19 protein-coding genes are annotated in these 17,692 nt (G+C 64.0%); 10 read left to right on the top strand and 9 right to left on the bottom strand.

The window, feature by feature from the left end; translation table 11 throughout:
- Window positions 1-27 precede the first annotated feature (27 nt).
- A complete protein-coding gene (locus tag ACX80T_RS06580) occupies window positions 28-687 on the top strand; it encodes a Pr6Pr family membrane protein (protein ID WP_459304017.1) in 660 nt (219 codons plus the stop codon).
- The gene (locus tag ACX80T_RS06575) at window positions 680-1,405 is read left to right on the top strand and encodes a YqjF family protein (protein ID WP_024476600.1); all 726 of its coding nucleotides are present in this window, start codon (window positions 680-682) and stop codon (window positions 1,403-1,405) included. Before ACX80T_RS06580 ends, ACX80T_RS06575 begins: the two co-directional genes overlap by 8 nt.
- A 42-nt stretch (window positions 1,406-1,447) precedes the next feature.
- On the opposite strand, the gene ACX80T_RS06570 is transcribed toward ACX80T_RS06575, so the two are convergent.
- Entirely contained in the window at window positions 1,448-2,134 is a 687-nt protein-coding gene (locus ACX80T_RS06570) for an SDR family oxidoreductase (protein WP_024476599.1), read from the bottom strand.
- A gap of 312 nt (window positions 2,135-2,446) precedes the next feature.
- Here ACX80T_RS06570 and ACX80T_RS06565 point away from each other — a divergent pair, with 312 nt between their 5' ends.
- Window positions 2,447-4,192 (top strand): choice-of-anchor I family protein, encoded by a 1,746-nt coding sequence (locus ACX80T_RS06565; RefSeq protein ID WP_243400555.1) that lies wholly within the window; start codon window positions 2,447-2,449, stop codon window positions 4,190-4,192.
- Between the two features lie 36 nt (window positions 4,193-4,228).
- Here ACX80T_RS06565 and ACX80T_RS06560 read toward each other — a convergent pair whose 3' ends face one another.
- Window positions 4,229-5,347, bottom strand: a complete 1,119-nt coding sequence (locus ACX80T_RS06560) for a zinc-binding dehydrogenase (protein WP_459304043.1) — start codon at window positions 5,345-5,347, stop codon at window positions 4,229-4,231.
- A 108-nt stretch (window positions 5,348-5,455) separates the two neighbouring features.
- On the opposite strand from ACX80T_RS06560, the gene ACX80T_RS06555 reads away from it, so the two are divergent.
- On the top strand, window positions 5,456-6,652 hold the full coding sequence (locus ACX80T_RS06555) for a TerC family protein (RefSeq protein ID WP_019484236.1): 1,197 nt from the start codon (window positions 5,456-5,458) through the stop codon (window positions 6,650-6,652).
- 127 nt (window positions 6,653-6,779) lie between these two features.
- Here the strand turns inward: ACX80T_RS06555 and ACX80T_RS06550 are convergent, their stop codons facing one another.
- A complete protein-coding gene (locus ACX80T_RS06550; RefSeq protein ID WP_019484237.1) occupies window positions 6,780-8,153 on the bottom strand; it encodes an MFS transporter in 1,374 nt (457 codons plus the stop codon).
- Window positions 8,154-8,331: 178 nt separating this feature from the next.
- Window positions 8,332-8,556, bottom strand: a complete 225-nt coding sequence (locus ACX80T_RS06545) for a hypothetical protein (protein WP_019484238.1) — start codon at window positions 8,554-8,556, stop codon at window positions 8,332-8,334.
- Between the two features lie 197 nt (window positions 8,557-8,753).
- Between ACX80T_RS06545 and ACX80T_RS06540 the strand changes: the two genes are divergently transcribed.
- Entirely contained in the window at window positions 8,754-10,073 is a 1,320-nt protein-coding gene (locus ACX80T_RS06540) for a M20 family metallopeptidase (RefSeq protein WP_459304015.1), read from the top strand.
- Window positions 10,074-10,204: 131 nt separating this feature from the next.
- Here ACX80T_RS06540 and ACX80T_RS06535 read toward each other — a convergent pair whose 3' ends face one another.
- Window positions 10,205-10,591, bottom strand: coding sequence for a hypothetical protein (locus ACX80T_RS06535; protein ID WP_459304014.1), 387 nt, complete (start codon window positions 10,589-10,591; stop codon window positions 10,205-10,207).
- A 557-nt stretch (window positions 10,592-11,148) separates the two neighbouring features.
- Between ACX80T_RS06535 and adhP the strand changes: the two genes are divergently transcribed.
- Entirely contained in the window at window positions 11,149-12,159 is a 1,011-nt protein-coding gene (gene adhP, locus ACX80T_RS06530) for an alcohol dehydrogenase AdhP (RefSeq protein WP_459304042.1), read from the top strand.
- A gap of 134 nt (window positions 12,160-12,293) precedes the next feature.
- Here adhP and ACX80T_RS06525 read toward each other — a convergent pair whose 3' ends face one another.
- Entirely contained in the window at window positions 12,294-12,419 is a 126-nt protein-coding gene (locus ACX80T_RS06525) for a hypothetical protein (RefSeq protein ID WP_019484242.1), read from the bottom strand.
- Between the two features lie 44 nt (window positions 12,420-12,463).
- Here ACX80T_RS06525 and ACX80T_RS06520 point away from each other — a divergent pair, with 44 nt between their 5' ends.
- From ACX80T_RS06520 to ACX80T_RS06505, 4 genes are all read left to right on the top strand, one after another.
- Window positions 12,464-13,420: an ATP-grasp domain-containing protein gene (locus tag ACX80T_RS06520; RefSeq protein WP_116778450.1), complete on the top strand. Its 957-nt coding sequence runs from the start codon at window positions 12,464-12,466 to the stop codon at window positions 13,418-13,420.
- An 88-nt stretch (window positions 13,421-13,508) separates the two neighbouring features.
- Window positions 13,509-13,736, top strand: a complete 228-nt coding sequence (locus ACX80T_RS06515; RefSeq protein WP_116778449.1) for a PLDc N-terminal domain-containing protein — start codon at window positions 13,509-13,511, stop codon at window positions 13,734-13,736.
- Between the two features lie 133 nt (window positions 13,737-13,869).
- Window positions 13,870-14,934 (top strand): ABC transporter substrate-binding protein, encoded by a 1,065-nt coding sequence (locus ACX80T_RS06510; RefSeq protein ID WP_116778448.1) that lies wholly within the window; start codon window positions 13,870-13,872, stop codon window positions 14,932-14,934.
- A 148-nt stretch (window positions 14,935-15,082) separates the two neighbouring features.
- Window positions 15,083-15,388: a PRC-barrel domain-containing protein gene (locus ACX80T_RS06505; protein WP_019484246.1), complete on the top strand. Its 306-nt coding sequence runs from the start codon at window positions 15,083-15,085 to the stop codon at window positions 15,386-15,388.
- 83 nt (window positions 15,389-15,471) lie between these two features.
- Here the strand turns inward: ACX80T_RS06505 and ACX80T_RS06500 are convergent, their stop codons facing one another.
- The 3 genes from ACX80T_RS06500 to ACX80T_RS06490 all read right to left on the bottom strand — a co-directional run bounded on the left by ACX80T_RS06500 (window position 15,472) and on the right by ACX80T_RS06490 (window position 17,602).
- On the bottom strand, window positions 15,472-15,705 hold the full coding sequence (locus tag ACX80T_RS06500; RefSeq protein WP_019481390.1) for a DUF6480 family protein: 234 nt from the start codon (window positions 15,703-15,705) through the stop codon (window positions 15,472-15,474).
- 10 nt (window positions 15,706-15,715) lie between these two features.
- Window positions 15,716-15,982 carry a hypothetical protein gene (locus ACX80T_RS06495; RefSeq protein WP_133185464.1) on the bottom strand — a complete coding sequence of 89 codons (267 nt, stop codon included), beginning with the start codon at window positions 15,980-15,982 and terminating at the stop codon, window positions 15,716-15,718.
- 234 nt (window positions 15,983-16,216) lie between these two features.
- On the bottom strand, window positions 16,217-17,602 hold the full coding sequence (locus tag ACX80T_RS06490; RefSeq protein WP_116778447.1) for a dihydrolipoyl dehydrogenase family protein: 1,386 nt from the start codon (window positions 17,600-17,602) through the stop codon (window positions 16,217-16,219).
- Between the last annotated feature and the right edge of the window lie 90 nt (window positions 17,603-17,692).

The following is a 17,692-nucleotide window of genomic DNA, read 5'->3' as shown; positions in this document are numbered from 1 at the left end:
CATTGTTATTCACTGCAGGAGGAAACTATGAGGATTGCTGCAAGAGGCTGGCACGGAGTCGTCGCCCTGATTGGGATTGTGGGCCTCGGAGCCCAGGTCATCGCACTGATCAATGGGGAAAAGTACTCCCTGCTGGGTCCCGCGATGTCGTGGTGGAACTTCTTCAGCTACTTCACCATCCTCAGCAACATCCTGGTTCTGATGATCAACCTGGACCTCGCCCGCAACCCGGAGGGCAGGCAGTCCACCCTGTGGCGGGTGCTGCGGTTGAACGCCGTCGTCAATATCTCGGTGACCGGGCTCATCGCCTTCACACTGCTGCGGAGCCTCCCCGAGGTGCAGGCTCTGGTGGGTCTGGGCAGGCTGTCGGACACGCTCCTGCACTATGTGGTGCCGATTCTCACGGTGCTCGGGTGGCTGCTGTTTGGCCCCCGGCCGCGTTTCACCATCCACACGGTGTGGCTGTCCCTGATCTTCCCGGCAACATGGCTGGTGTACACGCTGATTCGTGGCGCAGCGGTTACCTGGTACCCGTACCCGTTTGTGGATCTGAGGCTCATCGATCCGCTCGAGGTCCTGATCAACTGCGTGTTCATTGGTGCGATGTTCGTGGGCTTTGGCTTTTCAGTTCTGCAAATCGATAATCGAATGAAACCAACGAGAACACAGGTGACCACCGATGTCTGACTCAGTCGTCTGGCCGGCAGCGCCGCCCCTCCTCAGCCTGCCGATCATGGACCAGGCATGGATGGATGCGGTCTTCCTGCACTGGCGGATCCCGGTGGCGACGGCCGCGCAATTCATGCCGCCCGGTACTGAACCGGATGTGTACGACGGCGACGCCTGGGTGGGGTTGATCGGGTTCCGGATGGTCGGGGCCGGGATCGGTTCGGGGATGCCCATCCCTTATTTCGGGTCCTTCAGCGAGATCAATGTCCGGCTGTATTCGCGGGATTCGGAGGGAACCCGCGGGGTGGTGTTCCTAACCCTTGATGCGTCACGGTTGGCCGTGGTCCTCGTGGCGCGGGCGGCAGGAATCCCCTACGTGTGGTCCCGGTGTGCGCCGGTGCCCGACCCGGGTCTCGCAGGGTATACGGTGCAGCGGTTCAGGGGCGGGGCGACGTCGTCGTTCGCTGTCCGGCCCAACCGCTCGGTGGTCGCGACCGACCCGTTGACCATCAACCTCACCGCGCGCTTTGGCCTGCACTCCGAACTTGCCGGGCGCACGCTGTTCATCCCGAACACCCACGCGCCCTGGCCGCTGCATCCCGCAACAGTCGAGTACCTCGACGATGGGTTGGTCAGCGCCGCCGGAATCGAAGTGACGGGGCCACCCGAATCGGTGCTGTACTCGCCGGGTGTCCAGACGCAGTTCGGGAAGCCGCGGGTGATCCGGCGAGGCTGACCCGCCTCAAACCCGAGGAAGGCACCGTTGGAAGGTGTCGGGTCAGACCATTCCGGATGGCCGGATGTTCAGCGACTCGATGACCGAATCCCGTGAAGCGTCCACTGCCAGGCGGACCGCTTTGGCGACCTGGTCAGGCTGGATCCATTCCTCGGGCCGGTAGGGCTTGCCCTCAAAGTCGTGCAACTCCTGCTGCATGTCGGTGGCCACCCGGCCTGGGTGGATGGAGCTGACCCGGACGCCGTTTGCGCGTTCCTCCTGCCGCAGGGCATCGGTGAAGGCCCGCAGTGCGAACTTCGTGCCGCTGTAAAGCGCAGACCCGTCGCCGGAGGCGTACCCTGAGCCCGAGTTGATGGCAATGACCTGGCCCTTGGCGGCTCGCAGCGCTGGCAGCAGCAGCCGGGTCAGGTTCGCTACGGCGAACACGTTGACCTCGAAACTTTTCCGCCATTGTTCGGGGGTAAGGTCTGCCACCTGGCCCATCTGCAGCACTCCCGCCGAGTGCACCAGCACGTCGAGGCGGGAGATGCCGTGCACGACGTCGGGCGTGAGCTCGGTCAGTTCGGCCGCGAAGGGCCCGGCGGAGGGGAACTCGCTGGCGAGGTCCTTCAACGCCTCGGCGTCACGGCCACCCAGGAGCAGGTGGTGGGTGGGGGCGAGCTCGCGGGCGATGGCAAGGCCGATGCCGCGCGAGGCGCCGGTGATCAGGGCAACAGGCAGTTCAGTCATGGTGCACATCCTACTGGTGGGTGCCCCCGTCCGCGCTGGCGAGTGCGCTTTTTCGCGCCGCCCCGACCCTGAGGGCCGTATCTGCGCCACGGTCACTCAAAGAGGTGCCTCCTGCCGCAACAAATCCACTCCAACCAAACGTTCCTCAGCCGTTAACCTGCGGTTTCCGAACCGGGGGAGTCGGGGCACCTAGAGTAACTTGCGTTCAACCTAGAGTAATTTGCGTTCAGCCATCGGGCCATCGCACCGGACCCCTGAGGTGGCCCAGCGGTCCCGACTCTGCCCCGCCGCATCTATCGAGAGACGTCCAAAGTGAAAAAGCACAGCCCGCGGACTTTGATCGCCGCAACAGCCATCGTCTGCACCCTCGGCATCGCCGCTCCGGCTACCGCCAACGTGGTAGCGGACCCGGTCAGGTACTCAGCCGATCGCGCTGCACTCTCGCTGAACCCGATCGGCACCTACGAGACCGGGATTTTCGACGCCAGCGCAGCCGAAATCGTCACCCACTACCCGGGCGCCCAGCGTCTCCTCGTGGTGAACGCCGCCGAGGCGCTGGTCGAGGTGCTCGACGTCAAGGACCCGAACCAGCCAACCAAGTTGTTCAACCTCGTGACTGAAGGCGTCAGGTCGGGCGACGGGTCGCGGATCCCTGCCGGCGCAGTCGTGAACTCGGTGGCCGTCAGAGCGGATGGCCTCGGAGCGCTGGCCGTGGAAGCACCCACCAAAACCGATCAGGGTTGGCTGGTCTTCTTCGATGCGAACGGCGACGGCGAAACCCTCGGCGCCGTCCGCGTTGGCGCCCTCCCCGACATGGTGACCTTTACTCCCCGGGGCGATCAGGCCGTCGTCGCCAATGAGGCCGAGCCGGCCGAGGACTACTCGGTGGATCCCGAGGGGTCGGTTTCGATAGTAAAGCTGAAGCACAACCGGATCGAGGTTCCCCGACAGCAGGATGTCAAGACCGCCGGCTTCCGGTCCTTTGAGAAGAACCTGCCCGACGGCGTCAGGATCAACGGCGGGCGCGAAGACGCCACCGGAGTGCAACCGAGGTACCCGGTCTCCGAGAATCTCGAACCCGAGTACGTGACCGTAGCGAAGGACGGCAGGACCGCGTACGTCTCGCTGCAGGAGGCCAACGCGGTTGCCGAGGTCAACCTGAAGTCGGCCAAGGTCACCAGGATAATTCCGCTTGGGACAGTCGACCGCCTCACGACGCCGATGGATGTCTCGGACCGGGACGACGCCATCAATATTGCGAACTGGCCGGTGAAGGGCTTCCACCAGCCGGACGCCATCGCCTCCTACACAGCGAAGGGCAAAACGTACCTCGTCTCCGCCAATGAGGGTGACGCCCGCGACTGGGAAGGCTACTCCGAGGAAGCGAGGGTCAAGGATCTGGGCGACGGGCTCCCGCCGATCTGTGAGGATTTCGACACGATGAAGCGCAACGCTGACGGCAGCAAAATGACCGTCGAGCAGCTGCAGCAGGACGAGAATCTTGGTCGCCTGAAAATCACGCTTGCCGACGGACTCTCGGCTGACGGAGCCTGCTACGAAGAACTATTCACTTACGGCACCCGGTCGATGTCCATCTGGACCGACAAGGGGACCAAGGTCTTCGACACGGCGGCCGATTTCGAACGGATCACCGCCGAAGCCGTCCCCGAATTCTTCAACTCGAACCACAGTGAAAGCAATTTCGAGGGTCGCAGTGACGACAAGGGCCCCGAGCCCGAGGGCGTCACCCTAGGCGAGGTGGATGGGCGGACTTATGCCTTCGTGGGGCTCGAACGGGTGGGCGGCGTCATGGTCTACGACATCACCTCGCCCGTGCACTCGACGTTCGTCACCTACGTGAACAACCGCGACTTCTCAGCGTCAGTCGAAGATGATCCGTCCACGCTGGGCGCGGCCGGGGATCTGGGCCCCGAGGGCCTGGTCTTCATCTCGGCGAAGGATTCACCCACCGGGAAGCCGCTGCTCGCTGTCGGCAACGAAGTCAGCGGCACCACCACGATGTTCAGCGTCGATCGGGTTTTGAAGCACCGGCGTTAGCCGCACCGGTCCGGCGAAAAACTGCCCACACCGCCGCTAGCGGAGCGTGAAGATCCGCCGCACAACGCGGCCCTCGGCCAGGGCGTCGAGGCTTTCGTTGAGGTCGCCGAGGTCCCGTGTGTCGGTGTGGAGCAGCTCAACGGGCAGCTTCCCCTCACGCCAGAGCGCCAGATATGCGGGGATGTCACGGGCGGGCACCGAGTCCCCCATGTAGGAGCCGAGCAGGCGTTTACCCGCACCGGCAAACTGCAGCGCCTGCGTGGTGAGGGTCTGATCAGGGTGCGGCAGCCCCACCGAAACCAGCGCACCGCCGCGGGTCAGCAACCCCAGGCACGCCTCCATCACGCGTGCACTGCCGACCGCTTCAATCGCCACATCCACCCCGTCACTGCCCAGTGCCTGCACCAGGGATTCCGCTGCGTCGGGGGCACCAACCGACGTCGCACCGCATCGTAGTGCAAGGTCACGTTTCGCTGGCAGGGGGTCGATGGCAATCACCGTGGTACCCGTGACCTGAGCGGCTGCCATCACCGCCATCAAGCCCACCGCGCCGAGCCCGAACACAATGACCGACTGCCCCTCACTGACCTGCGCGGTGTTCAATACCGCCCCGATCCCGGTGAGCGCCGCGCAACCGAACATGGCAGCGACATCGAAGGGGACGTCGTCGTCAATCACCACCACCGACTCGCGGGCCACCACCGCATACCCGGAAAACGCAGAGACGCCCAGATGGTGGTTGATCCTGTCGCCATCGGCGGTGCGCAACAGGGCCGGGCCGTGCAGTAGATCCCCACTGCCGTTGACCTCAGCCGCACGGTGGCAGAGGGCGGGGCGGCCGGCGTCGCACGCGCGGCAGGACCCGCAGCTGGGTACAAACACCAGAACCACCCGGTCACCCGCTGTGATGTCGGTGACATCCGGGCCGACCAGGTCGACGACGCCGGTCGCCTCATGCCCCAGCGCCATCGGCAGTGGACGCACCCGTGAACCGTCGATCACCGAGAGGTCCGAATGGCAGAGGCTTACCCGCTCGATCCTTACGCGGAGCTCGCCCGGCCGGGGCGAGGGAACGGCGAGTTCTTCAAGCCGGAGTGGAGCACTGTCGGCGTAGGGGCGGGCCGCGCCGGTCTTGTGAAGCACCGCGCTACGCATCGTGGAGGGACTCATGAGTTCAATGTACGGCCTGGGACCGTCTTGCCGTCCACTCCCTGCGCAAACTACCGTGAGTGCTACGCCACCCGTCTGAGGAGAACAAACCGCATGGAAGTATCCCCAATTGTTTGGGCATTAACGATCGCCGGAATTGTGGGGCTACTGCTCTTCGACTTCTTCTTCCACGTCCGTAAGGCGCACACCCCGACCTTGAAGGAGGCTGCGGTCTGGTCCTCGATCTATGTGGGGCTCGCAATCCTCTTCGGGCTCGCCGTGCTGGTCTTCGGGGGCGCCACCATGGGGACCGAGTATTTCGCCGGCTATGTCACTGAAAAAGCACTGTCGGTCGATAACCTGTTTGTGTTCCTCATCATCATGGCCAGCTTCAAGGTGCCACGCGCCGACCAGCAGAAGGTATTGCTCTTTGGCATCATCTTCGCGTTGATCGCACGCACTGGGTTCATCTTCCTGGGCGCCGCACTGATCAACCAGTTCGCCTGGATCTTCTACATCTTCGGACTGGTGCTGATCCTCACCGCCGGCAACCTGCTCAAGCCGACGTCCGGCGAAGATCACGGCGACATGATCGTGGTGCGTCTGGCCAAGCGTTTCCTGCCGGCCACCGATCACTACGACGGCGACAAACTGTTCACTATCGAGAATGGCAAACGCGTTCTCACGCCGATGCTGCTGGTGATGATAGCCATTGGTGGCACTGACATCCTGTTCGCGCTGGACTCCATCCCCGCGATTTTCGGCCTGACCCAGAACGTGTTCATTGTCTTCACCGCCACGGCGTTCTCGCTGATGGGACTGCGTCAGCTGTACTTCCTGATCGATGGCCTGCTGGACCGGCTCATCTACCTGTCCTACGGCCTCGCGATCATCCTCGGCTTCATTGGTGTGAAGCTGATCCTCCATGCGCTGCATGAGAATAACCTGGGCTTCATCAACGAGGGCGAGCCCGTCCCGGTGGTCGAGATCTCAACCGGGTTGTCCCTGTCAGTCATTCTCGGAGTGCTTATCGTCACCGTGCTGGCTTCGGTCTTCAGCCCCAAGGGCAAGGCGAAGAATGCTGTCTCCGGCGCCAAGCGCCATGCTACCGAGTACATGGACCTGGAGTACGAGACCGACATCAACGAGCGTGAGAAGATCTTCAACCGCATGGTCGAAGAGGAAGAAATGCTCCGCCAGCTCCCCGAGAAGTACAAACGCCTCATCCGGAATGAGACCGAATTCATGGACCTCATTCGCCGGGCCCACTTGGCCCACGGGGAAGCGGTCGACCGCGAACCCACTCGCTAGACCGGCAACACCACCCGGACCCTACGCACGGAGGGCGGCATCGCGATGATCGCGGTGCCGCCCTCCGTGCGTCGGACGGGGCTAGTTAATACTTAGTCCGGGCGCCCTCAGCGGTTACCCGGTCGGGTCAGCTGCGGGTGGTGGCCAGTTCGGCAGCCGTGGGGTCACCCGGCATATCGGTGCCCCTGATGGATTCGCCGGCTGTCTCCCTGACAAACGGCATGGCAATCATGCCGATCAGGCACGCGCCCATCAAGTAGAAGGCCGGAACCAGCAGGTTGCCGGTCGCCCCGATCAGCGCTTCGTTGGCCAGCGGCGCAGTCCCGCCGAACAGCGCCGTCGCGAGGTTGTACGTCACCGCAAACCCGGCGAACCGCACATGGGCGGGGAACATTGCCGGGAAGGTCGCCGAGATGGTTGCGAGTTGCAGGACGTAGAGGATGCCCAGGACGGCGAATCCGATCAATGCCCCGGTGAACCCGGTGCCGATCAGCATGTACATCGGCAGGGCCGCGACGAAGAGTCCCACCAGGGAGGCCCACCACAGCGGTTTTCGACCCACCCGGTCCGAGAGTGCGCCGGCAAATGGGATCAGGATCATCATCACCACCTGGCCGATCAGGATCAGGGTGAGGGAGCCGTCGTCGGACAGGCCAATCTGCGTCTGCAGGTAGGTGGGCATGTAGCTGAGCAAGGTGTAGTTGGCGACGTTGAGCGCGATCACCAGGCCAGCCATCGTGAGCACTGGACGCCAGTACTTGCTGGCAAGGTGCTTCAACGTGGTGGGTCCGCTGTCTTCGGTGCCCGAGTTGTTTTCAAGTTCACGGAAAACCGGTGTGTCTTCAAGTTTGGACCGCAGGTACCACCCGACCAGGCCCATCGGCCCCGCGATGAGGAAGGGGATCCGCCAGCCCCAGTCGGTCATCGCTTCAGCGCCGAGGAGGATCTGCAGGAACAGGGTGATTGCGGTGCCGAGTGCAAACCCGAAGATGGTGCCGAACTCGAGGAAACTGCCCAGGAAGCCACGTTTCTTGTCTGGCGAATACTCTGCCATGAAGGTCGCAGCTCCGCCGTATTCACCGCCGGTCGAGAAGCCCTGCAGGATCCGCAGCGCCACCAGGAGGGCCGGCGCCCAGTAACCGATCTGATCGAACGTGGGCAGCAGGCCAATGGAGAAGGTCGCGCCCGCCATCAGGATGATGGTGAGGGACAGGACGGCCTTGCGTCCCAGTCGGTCGCCCAGAGGCCCCCAGATTAAGCCGCCGAACGGACGGGCCAGGAAGGAAATGGCGAAGGTGGCGAGCGCCCATTCGGCGCCGCCGGGGAAAAAGTTCGCGGTGATGTAGGTCAGGACCACCGCGTACACCCCGTAGTCGTACCACTCGGTGGCGTTGCCTACTGCCGATGCGCCAATGGCCCGGCGGATTGTCTTCTTGCCTTCCGGAGTATCAGTCTCCGGAGCGTCGAACCCGCTATGGGGTGGTTGGTTTTCGACAGTCACTGGTGGCTCCGTCCCTGGTGCGGGCCGTGCTCAGCAGCCTGGTGGGCGGCCGGCAGGGCTAGGTCAGCCATCAACCCTAGCGACGCCGTTAGTCGATGGCTAACGCACCCCTGACTCCCGCCGGCAGGCTAGCCGACGTCGGACCGGATCTGGAGACGTAATGATCAGGAAAGACTCGCTAGTCTGCGCTGATCTGCCAGATGGCGTATTCGTCCGCATGCAGGATGGCGCGGCGGCCGTCGGACACGTCGCGGATCCAGACGATGCCCAGGCCCGGCGCGGTGTCTTCCACATAGCCGCTGTAGTGGACCTCACGGTTGCGATGCGCCTCGATTTCGTCCCCTCGGCGCAGCATACCGAGGTCATGGATTCGGGTGATGGCGGTGGCGGTAAGCAGGGACATAATGACTCCTTGGTTCTGTGGCCGGGGCAGGCAGGTCCGACCGATGGTTTTATTGTTCGCCCAAGGTGTTGCGGGGGTGTTTCGGCCCGGTGAATTTGTTGCGTCCTGACCCGTACTGCCGCGCCAGGCCGCGCCTCATGACCCGGAATCGCGTTGCCGGGCTGCCATGCCGGCAAAGAGTTGCCTAAGCTACCAGGATGACCGAACCAGCTTCGCCTGACCCGGCGTACCTCAATCAACTCGACTCCGAGACCCAGCGCCGGCTGCTGACCGCAGTGCCGCCTGAGTCACAGTTCGACGGCGCAGCGGAGGACCTCCGCGCCGCCGTCGACAGTAATGTCGAAGCCCTCCACGACGACCTGCGGCGGATAGTGCACACCCTCCACGCTCACCCGGAAACCGCCTTTGAGGAACATGCCAGTGCCCGGTTGATCGCCGACATTCTCGCCGAACACGGGGTCGCCGCCGAACTGGGGGCCCACGGCGTGGACACCGCCGTCAGGGCCGAAATCCGCGGCGCCGGTGATGGGCCAACCATTGCGGTGCTCAGTGAGTATGACGCGCTCCCGGGGATCGGCCACGCCTGCGGCCACAACGTCATCGCCGCGACCGGAGTGGGCGCCTTCCTTGCGCTCGCCGGGATCAAGGACCGGCTCAACGGCACGGTCGTCTTCCTCGGCACCCCCGCCGAGGAAGGGCACTCCGGCAAGGAGCTCCTGGCCCGCAATGGGGCGTTCGACGGCGTCGACGCCGCCATCATGGTGCACCCCTACGGCTACGACCTCGCGGACCAGGTCTGGCTGGGGCGCCGGCTGCTCACCATCACGTTCACCGGCATCGCGGCCCACGCCTCCGCGCAGCCGTTCATGGGCCGCAACGCGCTCGACGCCGCCAGCCTCACCTACCAGGGGATTGGCTTGCTCCGTCAGCAGCTGCCGCCGTCTGACCGGGTCCACAGCAACATCACCGAGGGTGGACGCAGCCCCAACATCATCCCGGATCGGGCGGTCATGAAGCTCTACGCCCGCTCCAGGTACCCGGACACGCTCAAGGACCTCAGCAAACGTCTGGAGGACATCGCCCGCGGCGCGGCGCTCATGACCGGCACCACAGTGGAACTTGATTGGGACCAGCACCCGCCGTCGCTCCCGATCCGGAGCAACGATGCGCTCACCGGGCGCTGGGTGGAATCCCAGCAGCGGCGCGGACGCAACCCGCTCCCCGCTGGCGTCGTCTCCGACACCCTCGCGGCGTCCACCGACTTCGGCAACGTCAGCTACCGCATCCCGGGCATCCACCCGCTCATCAAAATCGCCGACCAGAGCACCGCCCTGCACACCACCGACTTCGCTGCCGCTGCTGCGTCCGAGGCTGCAGTGCAGGGAGCGTACGACGGCGCTGCGGGTCTTGCGCTGACAGCCCTGGATTACCTGATGGACCCAGTGCTCCAGCGGCAGGTGCGCCTGGAGTTCGAGGAGCAGGGCGGGCCCATCGACGTCCCGTCCTACTTCGATTGACGGGCAGATTCACGAAGCAAGCGACCCGCGTTTTGGAACCTGGGCGTGCCGCTGTCTGTCCTGCTGGGTTTCCTCGACCCGTACCTCGGGCTGGACCCTTCCGAAAACGGAATACGCCTGCCGGGCGGGTGCTAACCCGGTGGGAGGATGACGCGCAGCCGGAGTCTGGCTGGAGCAGCCAGGGTCGGCTCCAACCGGGCGAGGATCGAGGGGCCTTGAAGCTCTGTTCGCAGGGACTCCCACGCCTGTGCTTCGCTCAGATCAAGAACGACGTTCGCGGTCGGTGAGAGGGCGCTGGCCCGTCTGACCAGCAGGTCGAGACCATGCATGTTGACCGGCGAAACGCAGCCGTGCACGCGGATTCGTACGCTATCAAGGTGGGCGTCCGTGATCACGAGTATTTTGAGTTTGAGGTGAGCGGCGGAAGGGTGTGCGGCCATGGAGCGTTCGCGCGGGGTCTCATGCCATGCACCGGCGGGCGCCTCGGCCGCGCCCGGGATACCACTCACCGGCAACATTGTATGAGTCTTCATCGATTCAGGTGTCCTACCTTAATGCTGCATCTTCACGTAGTACCCATGAAACCGGGACCGACCCATCGTGCGCTAGGGCCAATAGTCCCAGTTGGTGGACTACCAATGGTGTGAGGGTTCAATATCTTGAGACCGGGGTGCGCCTTCTTGTTTCCATCTACAGAAGCACTCACTGCATCGTGGGTTTCGTTGTGATCGAGGCTTTATCCTGCGATGGGGTGATTTACCCGGCAGGGGAGCTGACTCGGCAGCGTGGTCTGGCCGGAAAATACGACGTGCAGCAACAACCCCTGACTACACCAGCGTCCGCGGGTTCACTCACAGGTCTGCAACTCTGTCGCAACCCTCCCATCTCTAGGGTGAGGACGACGGCCATCGCCTCAGCTCACCACAAGTGAACGATGCTCGTGTTTCACCTGTCAGACCACGACGTCCAGACCGGCAGTTCCCGACAAGATACTGACTGGCACGCTGACGGGTCATCCGCACCCTGACAAATCCGTTCCCCTCACCGCGACGAAGGAAAATCGACAATGACGACGATGCAAGCAGCTGTAGTAACTGAATTCGGCAAGGATCTTCAGATCCAGACCCTCCCCATTCCCGTCCCGGAGCGCGGCCAGGCACTGGTCAAAGTACTCACCACCGGCGTATGCCACACTGACCTCCACGCCGCGGAAGGTGACTGGCCCGTGAAGCCTAACCCGCCGTTCATTCCCGGCCACGAAGGCGTCGGCGAAGTCGTAGCCCTGGGTGAGGGTGTCACCGACCTGGCTGTGGGAGACCTGGTCGGCAATGCCTGGCTCTGGTCCGCCTGCGGCGATTGCCAGTACTGCCGCACCGGCTGGGAAACCCTGTGCGAGGCGCAGCAGAACGCCGGCTACAGCGTCGACGGCTCCTTTGGCGAGTACATGCTGGTGGACACGCGCTTCGCCGCCCGCATTCCGGCCGGCTCGGATCCGGTGGAAGTCGCACCAATGCTCTGCGCCGGAGTGACCGTTTACAAGGGCCTCAAAATGACCGAGGCGCGCCCCGGCCAGTGGGTCACCATTTCGGGCATCGGCGGCCTCGGCCACATCGCCGTCCAGTACGCGGTGGCCATGGGCCTGCGCGTTGCCGCGGTGGACATCGCCGATGACAAGCTCGCTCTGGCCAAGAAGCACGGTGCGGAATTGACCGTCAACGCCCTGCACGAAGACCCCGTCGAAGTCATTCAGCGCGAAACCGGAGGCTGCCATGGAGTCCTGGTCACGGCGGTGCACCCGTCAGCCTTCGGACAGGCGATCGGGATGGCCCGCCGCGGCGGAACGATTGTGTTCAACGGACTGCCGCCGGGTGACTTTCCGGCGCCGATCTTCGAGATTGTGCTCAAGGGCCTGACCGTTCGCGGCTCCATCGTGGGCACACGACAGGACCTGCAGGAGGCGCTGGAGTTCTACGCCGAGGGCAAGATCCACCCCACGGTCTCCACCCGGGAGCTCGCCGATGTGAACGTTATCCTCGACGAAATGAAGCACGCCAAGATCGACGGCCGCGTCGTCATCAAGTACTGAGTTCTGATCTAAGCGCTGATTAGGTCCGACAACAGCAACCGGCGGCGGCGGTGTCTCACCAGATGTTTCCTGGTATCGCCGCCGCGGGCGCTGATTTCCAGCGAAGAACGAGTAGAGCAAGGAACTGCCCGGACTCACGGGGTTTTGGCTGCCCGCTGACGCGCGGCCGGCAGCGAATCGTCCCGGGTGCGGGCCGCAGCGAAGCTGGTCAGCGGCCAGGCTCCGGCGTCCCAGCCCCGCCGGCTCAGGAATACGCCCACCTGGTGAGCCGTTGTCCCCAACGAACCCAAGCTGGAGGTACATCGTGACCAAGATCTTCGCCCTGCATGAGAACCCTGACTGGTTTCCACCGTTCGCCAAGGCCTTCGAGGCCAGGGGCATCGAGGTGGAGGAGTGGCTCCTCACCGACGGTGTCCTCGACCTCGACCAGGAGCCACCAGAGGGTATCTTCTGGTCGCGGATCAGTGCCTCCTCGCACACCCGTGACCACCACCTGTCCAAGGACTACGCCCGCGCGGTGCTCTCCTGGCTGGAGGCCCACGGGCGCCGCACGGTCAACGGTCGGCGAATCCTCGAGCTAGAGATGAGCAAGGTCGACCAATTGACCGCCCTGAAGGCGGCTGGCATCGACACGCCACGCACGGTGGCGGCCATCGGCAAGCACCGGATCCTCGACGCGGCGGCGGGCTTCCCCGCCCCCTTCATCACCAAGCACAACCAGGGTGGCAAAGGCCTGGGTGTCCGCAAGTTCGAAAGCCACGAGGAACTGGCCGAATACGTGGAGTCGCCCGAATTCGAAGAACCACAGGACGGCATCACACTGATCCAGGAGTTTATCCAGGCAGCCGAACCCATCATCACCCGGGTTGAGATTGTGGGCGGCGAATTCATCTACGCCATCCAGGCAGACACCGCGCGAGGTGGCTTCCAGCTCTGCCCGGCCGACGCCTGCGCCATTGACCCCGTCACCGGCAAGCCCATTATGCCGCCCGGCGCCACCATCGCACCTGAGGAAGGCCAGCAACTGTTCAGCCTCCGCGAGGGCTTCGACCACCCGATCATCGGGAAGTACCTCGAGTTCACCCGGAGGAACAACATCGAGGTGTGCGGAATCGAGTTCATTGAGACCGCTGACGGCCGCATCCTGACCTACGACGTGAACACCAACACGAACTACAACGCGGTTGTCGAGGCTCAGGCGCCCCGCTCTGCGCCGGACGCCCTGGTCGAATACCTGGCCGGAATTGCCGTGCCTGTCTAGGGGAGGCTTCGATAGGGTGGGGGACACCAAGGAGGACGACGGCTCCATTGACGCTCGGCGTCGGTGAGTTCCAAAGGGGGATTAGACGATGACCGGTGTATCAACGTTGATGGTGTGGGTTGGTTTGGTGTGGGTTGGCGTGATGATTCTCGCTATTGCGGCAATCATCTCGGTGGCGCGTAGTGCTGGTTTGAGCTCGACGGCGAAGGCCCTTTGGATTGCACTCGCTGTCGTCGTCCCGCTCTTCGGGGCAGTGGCCTGGTTCATCTACCGCGCTACTGAGGCCTGCACCAGCGATCCTGTTATTCCCGGCTGAGACCGGGGCGGGCGGAGGCCTCGGCCTATTACGCAACATAAACATTTCGTAATAGGTCCAAGGATAGGCTAGCCTTACTTTGTTGCGTCCGAACGGCCGCGAATCACAGTTTCCCGAAAGTCGAGGAGCCCCCATGGCCCCCACCCGCCTGCGCGGTTTCGCAGCCGCCGCTACGGCCGCCGCCACCATCCTTGCCCTATCCGCTTGCAGTACAGGTCCCGCCGATGGCGGCTCGGGCTCCGATGCTCCCGTCGCGGCCGGTGCTGCCGACCAGTTCCCCGTCACCATCGAGCACGCGTTCGGCGAGACGGTCATCGAAGAGCTGCCCGAACGGGTGGCCACGGTTGACTGGGTCAACGCGGACGTCGTGCTGGCCCTCGGCGTCGTCCCCGTCGGCATGCAGAGCGACGAGTATGGCGGAAACGACAACGCCTCCACCCCGTGGAAGGACGCCAAGCTGGAAGAGCTCGGCGCGGCGATCGGCACGGAGAACGCACCGGTGCAGTACTCGGAAGCTGATGGCTACGCGTTCGATGAGGTCGCAGCCACAAACCCCGATGTCATTCTGGCCGCCTACTCGGGGCTGACCCAGGAAGATTACGACACCCTGAGCGAGATCGCTCCAGTGGTTGCCTACCCCGAGGTCGCCTATGGCACCCCGTGGCAGGAATCGACTCGCATCATCGGTGACGCACTCGGTCTGGCTGACGAAGCCGAAGAGCTCATCACCGAAACCGAAGAGACAGTGGCCACCGCTGCTGCCGACTATCCGGCAATTGTGGACAAAACTTTCATCTACGGAAACCTCGACCCAGCCAGTGCTGAAGGCGTCAGCATCTACACCGCAAACGACAACCGACCGCGGTTCCTTGAGTCGATCGGCATGGTCCAGGCCGACGTCGTCACCGAGAGCACCGAGGGTTCAGAGGAATTCTTTATCCCCTGGTCCGCCGAACGCGCAAACGAGCTCGAATCGGACATCTTCGTCACCTGGGTTCCCGACGAAGCCACAGCTGAGGCGATTGCCGAAGATCCGCTGCTGAGCCAGATCCCTGCCGTCGAGTCGGGCGCTCTGGTTGCCGACCCGGACAACACCCTCACCCTGTCGATCTCGGCTGCCACCCCGTTGAGCCTCCCCTGGGCGCTGGATACTTTCCTCCCCATGCTGGACGAGGCGGCGCAGCAGGCCGAGGGCTAAACCGGCTCCAGAAGTTTGGCAAAGGCGTTTCGCCGCGTGAGGAGTTCACGTAGCGGGGCGCCTTTGCCGCATCACCGGTTGCTCTATGGGCCGGGGTGGGTTGAAATGGGATCAGCACACTTAGTTTCACCAAGGATGGAGATGCACCATGGCACAGCCAGACATTCACGACCTGCAGGAAGCCACCGCCTGGGATGCCGACGGCGAGAAGCTGGGCGAGGTGTCCCAGGTGCACCTCGATGCCCGGACCGGCGAGCCGGCCTTTGTCACCGTAGGCCTGGGCCTGTTCAACACCCGCGAGCATTTCATCCCGTTCGACGGCGCCCGGCTCGACGGCGGCGACCTGCACGTCGCCTACACCAAAGACAAAATCACCGATGCGCCTGACCTGACTGCCGACTCGGAGCTGACCGACGAGCAGACGGCCACCCTGCGGGACTACTACAACAACTAGTCCGCCAGCGGACCCCAGAGCAGGGACCCTTTAACGCCGAACGCGCCCGCAGCTGCGGGCGCGTTCGGCGTTAACAGTGATCGCTAGAAGACGTCGACCAGACGGCCGACAATAAACAGAACGATGCAGGCTACGAAAACCACTCCGATGCCAATGAGCCACGGCAGCGGGTGGTTTGCCTTCGAAGTGCCCTCGTCGTGGCCCTGCGGTCCCACGGTCGAGGACTCACCCGGTGGGGTTTCGCCTGGGGGGACTCCGCCGCCCGGCTCCAGCCCGGTGATCTTCTCACCCTGTGGATCGGGGTTCTGTCCTGTCATTCGGTGCCTCCTAGATTTCCCAATCAGACCTCTTGGGTGATGGGTCTTTCGTGTCACGGGGGGTCCAGGACATGGTGATGTCGGCTCCCTCTTCGGTCTCGCGCACAAACAGGTGAAGGTCTTCCCCATAAAGGTTCTCGTGTTCGACCACGTCACCCGCCTCGTGCGCCATCTCAACCAGCCGGCTGATGGCCACTGCCATGGCCCGGCCCCAGTCATGTGGATGCTTGCTTGACGATTCTTCGGTTACAGAGAACTTTCTGTCCATAGTTGCCATTGTGCTCCTTAAGTCTCTGCAGTGGGGCAATTAATCTGGCGGCGGATTCCTGCCCGGCAGTAAATAATGGTAAGCCCCCTGTGCAGTTTTGGGATGATTCAACCCTAGCAGTACCGGTGATCACGCTGACCGGATGCGCGTTCAGCTCCGACCCGCAAAAAGGAACCAGCCCGGTAGACGTCTTTCCCCAGGGATCGAGTCAACACAAATAACCGATATCCGGGGCGAAACCTGTCATTTGTGTTGACTCGACTGCCTGGCTGATCGCGCCGCCTCGCCGATAATTGCCGTGTAGGTGGGGTAGGCGAACTTTACCCGCGCGAGGGTTGCGACGTCGGTGCCCGCCGCCATCGCCGGAGCGACCGCCTGGATCACCTCCACCGCGTTCTCTCCCACTGCGTGCGCTCCAAGGATCAGCTCCCGGTGCCGGTCCAGCACCAGTTTCAGGAACCCCTGCTCCCGGTCATCGATGATGGGGCGCTCCACCTCGCCATAGGGTACGACGACGGCGGTCGCCTCCCGGTCACGCGCCCGTGCCGCTTCCTCGGTGAGGCCGACGCCGGCGTAATCCGGGTCAGTGAAACCACCGGCGGGCAGCAAATGGTGTGGAGTGGTCCGATGCGCTCCGAGGACCGCGTTCTCGGCAGCGGTTTCGCCCTCAAACACGGCGGCCTGCACCAGCATGCTGGAGCCGTTCGCGTCCCCCGCCACATAGACGTGGGGAACGTTCGAGCGCAGATAGTCGTCAACCGGTATCGCGTTGCGTTGGGCCTGGACACCGGCCGCGGCCAGGCCAAGAGACTCAATGTTCGCCGGCCAACCGGCAGCCATCACGACCGTGTCGACCGCCTCCACCTGCTCTCCGGTTGGGCTGGTCCAGTGCAGGTGTAGCCCGCCGTCGTCGTCCCTGGTGATCTGGTTGATCCCGCCGATTCCCGTCTCCACCCTCACCCCCCGGGCGCGGAACCCATCGGTGACCGCCGCCGAGACAGCGGCGTCCTCGGTGGTGAGGATGCGCGGCGCCAGATCCAGCAGCAGCACCCGGGAACCGAGTGCATGGAAGATGGTGGCCAGCTGCGCGCCGGTGTGCCCGCCGCCGATCACGGCGATGGCCCGCGGCAGATCCGGCAGGTCGAGAATGTCCGGCGGCAGGACGGCATGCTCGGCGCCGGGGATGGGTAGGCGGCGCGCGTTGCCGCCAACGCAGAGGATGACCGAACCGGCCGTCACTGCGCGGCCGTCCACCGTCAGGGTGTGTGAGTCAGCGAAGGAAGCCTCGCCGGTGAGCAGGGTGATGCCCAACCGGGCGACGACGTCGTCGTACCCTTTGGCCGCGAGCACCCGGTCCACGGTGGACCTGACGCGCCGGACGATCTGGGGCCAGTCAACCGACGGTTCGGCGACGACGATCCCGTAGTCATAGGCGGTGCGCACCTCCCGGTACAGGCGGGCCGTCTTCGCAAGGACCCGGGTCGGCACGCACCCGGAATTTACGCAGGTGCCGCCGAGCCTCGCCCGTTCCACTACAGCCACGCGGGCGCCGAGTTCCGCGGCCCGCACCGCGGCTGCCATCCCCGCAGGGCCAGCGCCCACAATCAGAACATCGAAGTCGTATTCCATGGATTTGCTCCTGTGGGTGGTCTGGGCACGATCGGCTGCTGCTTCCTGTATAGCGGCAAATGCCCCGAAACTCCCGTACTTCAGACGTCC

It is taken from the genome of Arthrobacter sp. Sr33 (assembly GCF_054511195.1).
The sequence above is the reverse complement of the archived record's forward strand: the minus strand, read 5'-3'. Positions and strand labels throughout refer to the sequence as shown.

Bases quoted from the DNA above. Each gene is read 5' to 3' on its own strand.
- ACX80T_RS06580 (WP_459304017.1), top strand. From the start codon at position 28: ATGAGGATTGCTGCAAGAGGCTGGCACGGAGTCGTCGCCCTGATTGGG.
- ACX80T_RS06575 (WP_024476600.1), top strand. From the start codon at position 680: ATGTCTGACTCAGTCGTCTGGCCGGCAGCGCCGCCCCTCCTCAGCCTG.
- ACX80T_RS06570 (WP_024476599.1), bottom strand. From the start codon at position 2,134: ATGACTGAACTGCCTGTTGCCCTGATCACCGGCGCCTCGCGCGGCATC.
- ACX80T_RS06560 (WP_459304043.1), bottom strand. From the start codon at position 5,347: ATGCGTAGCGCGGTGCTTCACAAGACCGGCGCGGCCCGCCCCTACGCC.
- ACX80T_RS06555 (WP_019484236.1), top strand. From the start codon at position 5,456: ATGGAAGTATCCCCAATTGTTTGGGCATTAACGATCGCCGGAATTGTG.
- ACX80T_RS06545 (WP_019484238.1), bottom strand. From the start codon at position 8,556: ATGTCCCTGCTTACCGCCACCGCCATCACCCGAATCCATGACCTCGGT.
- ACX80T_RS06540 (WP_459304015.1), top strand. From the start codon at position 8,754: ATGACCGAACCAGCTTCGCCTGACCCGGCGTACCTCAATCAACTCGAC.
- ACX80T_RS06535 (WP_459304014.1), bottom strand. From the start codon at position 10,591: ATGTTGCCGGTGAGTGGTATCCCGGGCGCGGCCGAGGCGCCCGCCGGT.
- adhP (WP_459304042.1), top strand. From the start codon at position 11,149: ATGCAAGCAGCTGTAGTAACTGAATTCGGCAAGGATCTTCAGATCCAG.
- ACX80T_RS06515 (WP_116778449.1), top strand. From the start codon at position 13,509: ATGACCGGTGTATCAACGTTGATGGTGTGGGTTGGTTTGGTGTGGGTT.
- ACX80T_RS06510 (WP_116778448.1), top strand. From the start codon at position 13,870: ATGGCCCCCACCCGCCTGCGCGGTTTCGCAGCCGCCGCTACGGCCGCC.
- ACX80T_RS06505 (WP_019484246.1), top strand. From the start codon at position 15,083: ATGGCACAGCCAGACATTCACGACCTGCAGGAAGCCACCGCCTGGGAT.
- ACX80T_RS06500 (WP_019481390.1), bottom strand. From the start codon at position 15,705: ATGACAGGACAGAACCCCGATCCACAGGGTGAGAAGATCACCGGGCTG.
- ACX80T_RS06495 (WP_133185464.1), bottom strand. From the start codon at position 15,982: ATGGCAACTATGGACAGAAAGTTCTCTGTAACCGAAGAATCGTCAAGC.
- ACX80T_RS06490 (WP_116778447.1), bottom strand. From the start codon at position 17,602: ATGGAATACGACTTCGATGTTCTGATTGTGGGCGCTGGCCCTGCGGGG.